Origin of the sequence: Porphyromonas sp. (genome assembly GCF_030529325.1) — a bacterium.
Lineage (GTDB): Bacteria > Bacteroidota > Bacteroidia > Bacteroidales > Porphyromonadaceae > Porphyromonas_A.
On record NZ_JAUMXC010000071.1, the window covers coordinates 1 to 6,953 of the forward strand.

A 6,953-nucleotide genomic window follows, 5' to 3' on the forward strand; every position below is an offset into this window, starting at 1 on the left:
TTACTATTTATTTGATGCTCTTTTATGAGCGTAATTACTTCACTTCTTCGAAGTCGGCATCTTGGACATCGTCCTTGGTTGAGGATTGTGAGCCGGCGTCGGGGCCGGGTTGTGCGCCGCTCATGTCGGGACCTTGTTGGCTGTACATCTCTTGTGACATCGCTTGAAGGAGGGTGTTGAGCTCGTTCATTGCGCTGTCGATAGCTGAGATGTCTTGTGCCTTGTGGGCGTCTTTGAGCTTGCCGAGGGCTGCTTCGATAGGAGCTTTCTTGTCAGCAGGGATCTTGTCGCCAAGTTCGTTGAGTTGCTTTTCTGTCTGGAAGATGACAGAGTCCGCTTGGTTGATCTTGTCGATGCGTTCCTTTTCCTTCTTGTCTGCTTCTGCGTTGGCAGCCGCTTCGTCCTTCATGCGCTTGATCTCCTCTTCGCTGAGACCGCTTGATGCTTCGATACGGATCTTTTGTTCCTTACCTGTGCCCTTATCTCTTGCCGAAACATTGACGATACCGTTGGCATCGATGTCGAATGTCACTTCGATCTGAGGTACACCACGCATTGCTGCAGGGATGCCGTCGAGGTTGAAACGACCGAGAGACTTATTGTCCTTAGCGAGTGGACGCTCACCTTGGAGGACGTGGATCTCTACGGAAGGCTGGTTGTCTGCCGCTGTTGTGAAGACTTCGGACTTCTTTGTAGGGATGGTTGTGTTCGCTTCGATGAGGCGAGTCATCACGCCACCCATTGTCTCGATACCGAGTGAAAGAGGTGTGACGTCGAGAAGGAGGACATCCTTGACATCTCCGCTGAGGACACCACCTTGGATAGCTGCACCGAGTGCCACCACTTCGTCAGGGTTGACACCCTTGGATGGTTGTTTGCCGAAGACCTTAGCCACGAGCTCTTGGATCGCAGGGATACGTGTTGATCCACCCACGAGGATGACTTCATCGATGTCTGATGCCGATAGGCCTGCATCTTTGAGCGCCTGTTGGCAAGGAGGTACACACGCTTGGATGTACTTGTCTGCGAGTTGCTCGAACTTAGCACGAGTAAGGGTCTTGACCAAGTGCTTAGGCATACCGTTGACAGGCATGATGTAAGGGAGATTGATCTCTGTGCTTGTGCTGCTTGAGAGCTCTATCTTTGCCTTTTCGGCAGCTTCCTTGAGACGTTGGAGCGCCATTGGGTCTTGGCGAAGGTCGAGACCTTCGTCGCTCAAAAACTCTTCTGCCAACCAGTCGATGATCACGTGGTCGAAGTCGTCACCACCGAGGTGAGTGTCACCATTGGTAGACTTTACTTCGAAGACTCCGTCACCAAGCTCGAGGATAGAGATATCGAACGTACCACCACCGAGGTCGAAGACTGCGATCTTCATGTCCTTGTTCGCCTTGTCGAGACCGTAAGCAAGGGCAGCGGCCGTAGGCTCATTGACGATACGTTGTACCTTGAGACCTGCGATCTCACCTGCTTCCTTGGTAGCCTGTCTCTGAGCATCAGAGAAGTATGCAGGTACGGTGATGACGGCATCTGTGACCCCCGCTCCGAGGTAGTCTTCTGCGGTCTTCTTCATCTTCTGAAGCACCATCGCAGAGATTTCCTGTGGAGAGTAGAGACGTCCGTCGATGTCCACACGTGGGGTGTCGTTGTCTCCCTGTGCTACTTTGTAAGGTAGGCGGTCTGCTTCGCTTTTGAGCTTGGAGTAACGCTCACCCATAAATCTCTTGATAGAGTATATTGTCTTGACGGGGTTGGTGATGGCCTGACGCTTTGCAGGGTCACCCACCTTGCGTTCGCCACCATCGACAAATGCGATGACAGATGGTGTAGTGCGCTTGCCTTCGCTGTTTGCGATGACGATAGGTTCGTTACCTTCGAGTACAGCGACGCAAGAGTTAGTTGTTCCTAAGTCGATTCCGATTATCTTTCCCATAATATATAGTGTGTATTGTTATTTGATTCGTTTTTCGTTTTTACCTATAATGAGCAATACACGTGCCAAGTAGAGTCATGACACGAGTGGGTGACATCTCGTGCATGGGGTATGACTAAAATGGCGTTCGGAGGACAAATATCTGTCATCACGTCCTGCCATGACAGTTGGGGCGGGTGACAAACCACGCACCGATATGAGTCTCAAGGGGAAATCTGTGTCCGGACTGAGCATGGATTTCGGGCTCAGATCTGAGATCCATAGATGGATACATTTTGCACGGATTTTAAACTGCTATAAGTCAAGCTTTCGGAGGGGATGAAAAAAGGTTGTCTAACTTGATTCATCAAGGTAGGCACGTTAATTCATCAAGGTAGACACTTTGATTTCGAAGGTTATCTATCTTTTGTTCCTTCCTTCCTCCGGATGTCTCCCGAGTCATGACTGCCACTTTGGGCACAGAGGAGTATAACCGATTGTCTCAAATGTTTTTAAGTTATTTGTCTGTCACTGTGGGTCGATTCTCCAAAGTTTAGGAGTCTGAGAACAAAGAATTTTGTACATTTGTGATAACAATCTCATGAACCTTAGACTACCGAATAATGGACAATAAATACTATTGCGTCATACTTGCGGGTGGGATAGGTAGCCGATTTTGGCCATACAGCCGTCGCTCCTACCCTAAACAGTTCCTTGACTTTTTTGGCACAGGAGAGAGTCTCATCCAGATGACTTATAGACGATTTGCCATGGCTTTCGATCCCGAACATATCATCGTCGTCACCAATGCCAAGTATGCGGACCTCGTCCGACAACAACTTCCCGAAATCCCGGAGAATAATATACTCAAAGAACCTTGCTATCGTAACACTGCTGCGGCAATAGCTTATGCGACGATGCACATCAAGGCCGAAAAGCCTGATGCCGTCGTCGTCTTTGCGCCTTCTGATCACATGGTGCTCAAGGAGGATACTTTCCGTGAGTATGTCAAGATGGCCCTCGATCACGCCGATGAGACTCAGGCCATGGTGACGCTGGGGATACGTCCCACGCACCCTGAGACCGGTTACGGATATATACAGATAGGGGGGGAGACGACCAAAGGTGAGGTGTTTGATTCGCCCAAAGTCGGTGAGTTTTATCCCGTCAAAGCTTTTACAGAAAAGCCTAACAAGCACATGTGTAAGGTGCTTGTAGAGAGTGGGGAATTCTTTTGGAACTCCGGCTTGTTCTTTGCGAGTGTCGGATGTATGATAAAAGCCATAGAGACCCACCTCCCGGAGACTGCCGAGAGACTTTTTTCACATCCTGAACTCTATGGGACACCAAGGGAGCAGCAACATGTCGATGAGGTCTTCCCTTATGCTCAGAACATCTCGTTTGACTATGGAGTGATGGAGAAGACCGACAATGTCCACATGCTCCTCTGTGATATGGGTTGGGCCGATCTCGGTACGTGGAGTGCCATCTATAATATAGTTGCCAAGGATAAAAGTCAGAATACTCCTATAGGCAAGGCAGACTTCATCTTCAATGACAGTACCCAAAATCTGGTGGTGGTGGACAAACCCGGGACTCTCGTGCTCCTCCAAGGTATCAGTGATACCATAGTGGTACAGCAGGGTAATGTCCTCATGATCTGTCGAAAAGGAGAGGAGCATAAGCTCAAGCAAGGACTTGTCGAGGCGGCATCCATCGATGAGGGTTATGTAGAGTAATAGTGCTCTGCATGCTTGTGCCGTCATGAAAGAGGCGACTGAAAGGGGCTCTCTCCGCATGCGGGAGATGAGCGAACATGACAGACCGCAGGAAAAGCTGATCAAGTATGGTCCCAAAGCTCTGTCGGATACAGAGCTTGTGGCTCTGATATTGCGTACCGGAACCAAGACTATGAATGTCTTGGAGATGTCTCAGCAACTGCTCAGGCAACATCGGGACAGCCTTTATGCCTTGTATCAGAGTCTTTCGGCTCAGATGGACTCCGAGGTCAAGGGGATCGGTACGACGAAGACCGTCATGCTCATGGCTGCTCTGGAGATGGGCGTGCGTCTCGGGCGAGAGATGAGACTCAATGGTAGTGAAAGGATACAGGTCGATCGCTCTCAGAGGGTGTACGACTATGTGTACAGTCACTTTTTTGGCTTGGCATCTGAGGAGTTGTGGGTATTGACTGTCAATGCAGGTGGTTTCATTACTTCTACCAAATGTATTTCCAAGGGTGGGGTGGCAGAGACTGTAGCAGACCCCAAACTGATCCTGAGGTATGCTGTCCAAAGGGCTGCACCGGCCATCATCCTCGTACATAATCATCCCGGTGGGACACTCAAGCCAAGTCATGAGGATGATCTCTTGACGGAGCGGATAGCCAAAGCTTGTGATTTGATAGACATCAAGTTGCTTGATCACATCATCTTTACCGATACGGGGTATTACAGTTATTGCGATAATGGACGTATGCCTTGACATCTTTATTTCTGAATACTAATCAATTTATATACATCCTATGAACAAAACACTTCAACACATCCTTGTGGGAGCAGTCATTGCGGCGGGTATGTCTTTGCCGACTATGGCGCAAAGTGCAAAGGGCGGAATCTCTCCGGAAATTCTCCAACGTATCGAATCGGCGAATGCTCAGACACCCACGTCTAAGGCTTTGCAGAATGCAATCTCCCAAAATCAGATCAAAAAACTTACTGCCAATAGTGACAACAGGTTTATGTTTGATCGGGAGTTTTCGCACAGAGTGAAGAGCAAAGGTATCACAGATCAAAAATCGAGTGGGCGTTGTTGGCTCTTCACGGGGCTCAATGTCTATCGTGCCAAGGTGATCCAAACCAATGACTTGTCGGACTTTAGATTTTCGCACGTTTATTCGTTCTTTTTCGATCAACTTGAGAAGTGTAACCTCTTCTTGCAGGGCGTTATCGATCATGTGGATAAACCGATGGATGACAAGATGGTGGAGTGGCTCTTCAAACACCCCCTCAATGACGGTGGGCAATACACGGGAGTCTCCGATATCCTCACAAAGTATGGGGTCGTACCTACGGAGGCCATGCCTGAAACATACAATAGTGAGAATACCTCTGAGATGGGACGTATCCTCGGTACCAAGCTGTGCAGAGACGGTCTGCTGATCCGCGAGGCTCATGCCAAGGGTGCCAAGGTCAAGAAGTTGCAAGAGATGAAGGAACAAACTCTTGCTGAGATCTATCGCATCTTGTGCTACTGCCTCGGTACTCCTCCAAAGAAGTTTGAGTACACTCTCCGAAACAGCAAGGGCGAAGTGATCAGCACCAAGGAGTACACGCCAAAGACTTTCTTCGATGAGTTTATAGGGGATGACCTGACAGGCAATTATGTCATGCTGATGAATGACCCTTCTCGTCCATTCGGTAAGCTATACGAGATCGACTACGACAGACATACTTACGATGGTCGCAACTGGACATATGTCAATCTGCCGATAGAGGAGATCAAAGAGATGGCAATAGCTTCGATCAAGGGTAATGACGCTATGTACTTCTCTTGTGACGTAGGTAAGGAGCTTAATCCTGATCATGGTACGCTCGATATGACAAATTACGAGGTCGGACAGCTCTTTGGTATATCTCTCGATATGAGTAAGAAAGATCGTATACGTACTTTTACGAGTGGTTCTACTCACGCAATGACATTGGTGGCTGTGGATCTCGATAAGGATGGAAAGCCCAAGAAGTGGATGGTCGAGAACAGTTGGGGCGATCGTAAGGGCTACCAAGGGCACTTGATCATGACCGACAGATGGTTTGAAGAGTATATGTTCCGTGTCGTGGTGCACAAGAAATATGTCACTGACAAAGTCAAGAATATCTTGAAAACCAAGCCTACACGCTTGCCTGCTTGGGATCCGATGTTTGCGGGTGATGAGTAACAATTCGCACACTTATCACATATTTGTGTATATTTGTAGGAGAATACATAAGAATTTTAACTCAAGAAAATACAAAAAGTTATGGCATACGGATTATTGAAAGGTAAGAGAGGTATCATCTTTGGGGCTCTCAATGAGCAGTCGATAGCTTGGAAGGTTGCACAAAAGGCAGTACAGGAAGGGGCTACAATCACCCTTACCAACACTCCTCTTGCGCTTCGCATGGGTGAACTTGATGCGCTTGCCAAGGAAACGGGGGCAGAGGTCATCCCGGCGGATGCAACGTCTATCGAGGATCTTGAAAATGTCTTCCGTCGCAGTATGGAAGTCCTCGGTGGTCCTATAGACTTCGTGCTTCACTCTATCGGTATGAGTCCCAATGTGCGTAAGAAAAGGAGTTACGACGACCTTGACTACGGCATGCTCGATAAGACTCTTGATATTTCTGCAATCTCCCTTCATAAGCTCCTCCAAACAGCTAAGAAGTTGGATGCTTTGGCAGAAGGAGCTTCTGTCGTAGCTCTCACATACATCGCAGCTCAGCGTACATTCTGCGGCTATAATGACATGGCAGATGCCAAGAGTCTCCTCGAGTCTATCACACGTAGCTTCGGACTCATCTATGGTCGTGAGAAGGGTGTACGTATCAATACCATCTCTCAGTCTCCTACAGTGACCACTGCCGGTAGCGGTGTCGATGGTATGTCCAATCTCCTACATTTTGCAGAAAAGATCGCTCCTCTCGGCAACGCAGATGCAGAAGAGTGTGCAGACTACTGTGTGGTGATGTTCTCGGATCTCACTCGTAAGGTGACGATGCAGAATCTCTTCCACGATGGTGGATTCTCTACCACAGGTATGAGCGTGGATGCTATGGAACAGTACCTCAAGGGAGGTCTTGATGAACTTAAGAAGTAAGCCACTTTAGGATAAAAATCAGCAGAGTAGGGGATGATGAACCGGATGTTCATCATCCCTTCTTTTTTGTCTTGATTAGCCATATGAGGCAGTGTTTTTCTCCTCCATGGGAAGAATTGAAAAGGTTATCTGAAAATTCAAGATGGAACTATCTTATTAAGCAACAAGGTGTTACCAATAAGAGGG

The 6,953-nt window shown here is 48.3% G+C and carries 5 protein-coding genes; 4 read left to right on the top strand and 1 reads right to left on the bottom strand.

Going from position 1 to position 6,953, the window contains the following annotated elements; genetic code table 11:
* Positions 1-34 precede the first annotated feature (34 nt).
* Positions 35-1,933 carry a molecular chaperone DnaK gene (gene dnaK / locus Q4A14_RS08480; protein ID WP_303171414.1) on the bottom strand — a complete coding sequence of 633 codons (1,899 nt, stop codon included), beginning with the start codon at positions 1,931-1,933 and terminating at the stop codon, positions 35-37.
* 602 nt (positions 1,934-2,535) lie between these two features.
* On the opposite strand from dnaK, the gene Q4A14_RS08485 reads away from it, so the two are divergent.
* The 4 genes from Q4A14_RS08485 (at position 2,536) to Q4A14_RS08500 (ending at position 6,767) form a co-directional block, all read left to right on the top strand.
* Positions 2,536-3,651 carry a mannose-1-phosphate guanylyltransferase gene (locus Q4A14_RS08485; protein ID WP_303171416.1) on the top strand — a complete coding sequence of 372 codons (1,116 nt, stop codon included), beginning with the start codon at positions 2,536-2,538 and terminating at the stop codon, positions 3,649-3,651.
* A 25-nt stretch (positions 3,652-3,676) separates the two neighbouring features.
* Entirely contained in the window at positions 3,677-4,396 is a 720-nt protein-coding gene (gene radC, locus Q4A14_RS08490) for a DNA repair protein RadC (RefSeq protein ID WP_303171417.1), read from the top strand.
* A gap of 91 nt (positions 4,397-4,487) precedes the next feature.
* On the top strand, positions 4,488-5,849 hold the full coding sequence (locus Q4A14_RS08495; RefSeq protein WP_303171421.1) for an aminopeptidase C: 1,362 nt from the start codon (positions 4,488-4,490) through the stop codon (positions 5,847-5,849).
* An 81-nt stretch (positions 5,850-5,930) separates the two neighbouring features.
* Entirely contained in the window at positions 5,931-6,767 is an 837-nt protein-coding gene (locus tag Q4A14_RS08500; protein ID WP_303171419.1) for an enoyl-ACP reductase, read from the top strand.
* Positions 6,768-6,953 lie beyond the last annotated feature (186 nt).

Excerpts from the sequence above, each read along its gene's own strand:
- dnaK (WP_303171414.1), bottom strand. The coding sequence starts at position 1,933 with ATGGGAAAGATAATCGGAATCGACTTAGGAACAACTAACTCTTGCGTC.
- Q4A14_RS08500 (WP_303171419.1), top strand. The coding sequence starts at position 5,931 with ATGGCATACGGATTATTGAAAGGTAAGAGAGGTATCATCTTTGGGGCT.
- radC (WP_303171417.1), top strand. The coding sequence starts at position 3,677 with ATGAAAGAGGCGACTGAAAGGGGCTCTCTCCGCATGCGGGAGATGAGC.
- Q4A14_RS08495 (WP_303171421.1), top strand. The coding sequence starts at position 4,488 with ATGTCTTTGCCGACTATGGCGCAAAGTGCAAAGGGCGGAATCTCTCCG.
- Q4A14_RS08485 (WP_303171416.1), top strand. The coding sequence starts at position 2,536 with ATGGACAATAAATACTATTGCGTCATACTTGCGGGTGGGATAGGTAGC.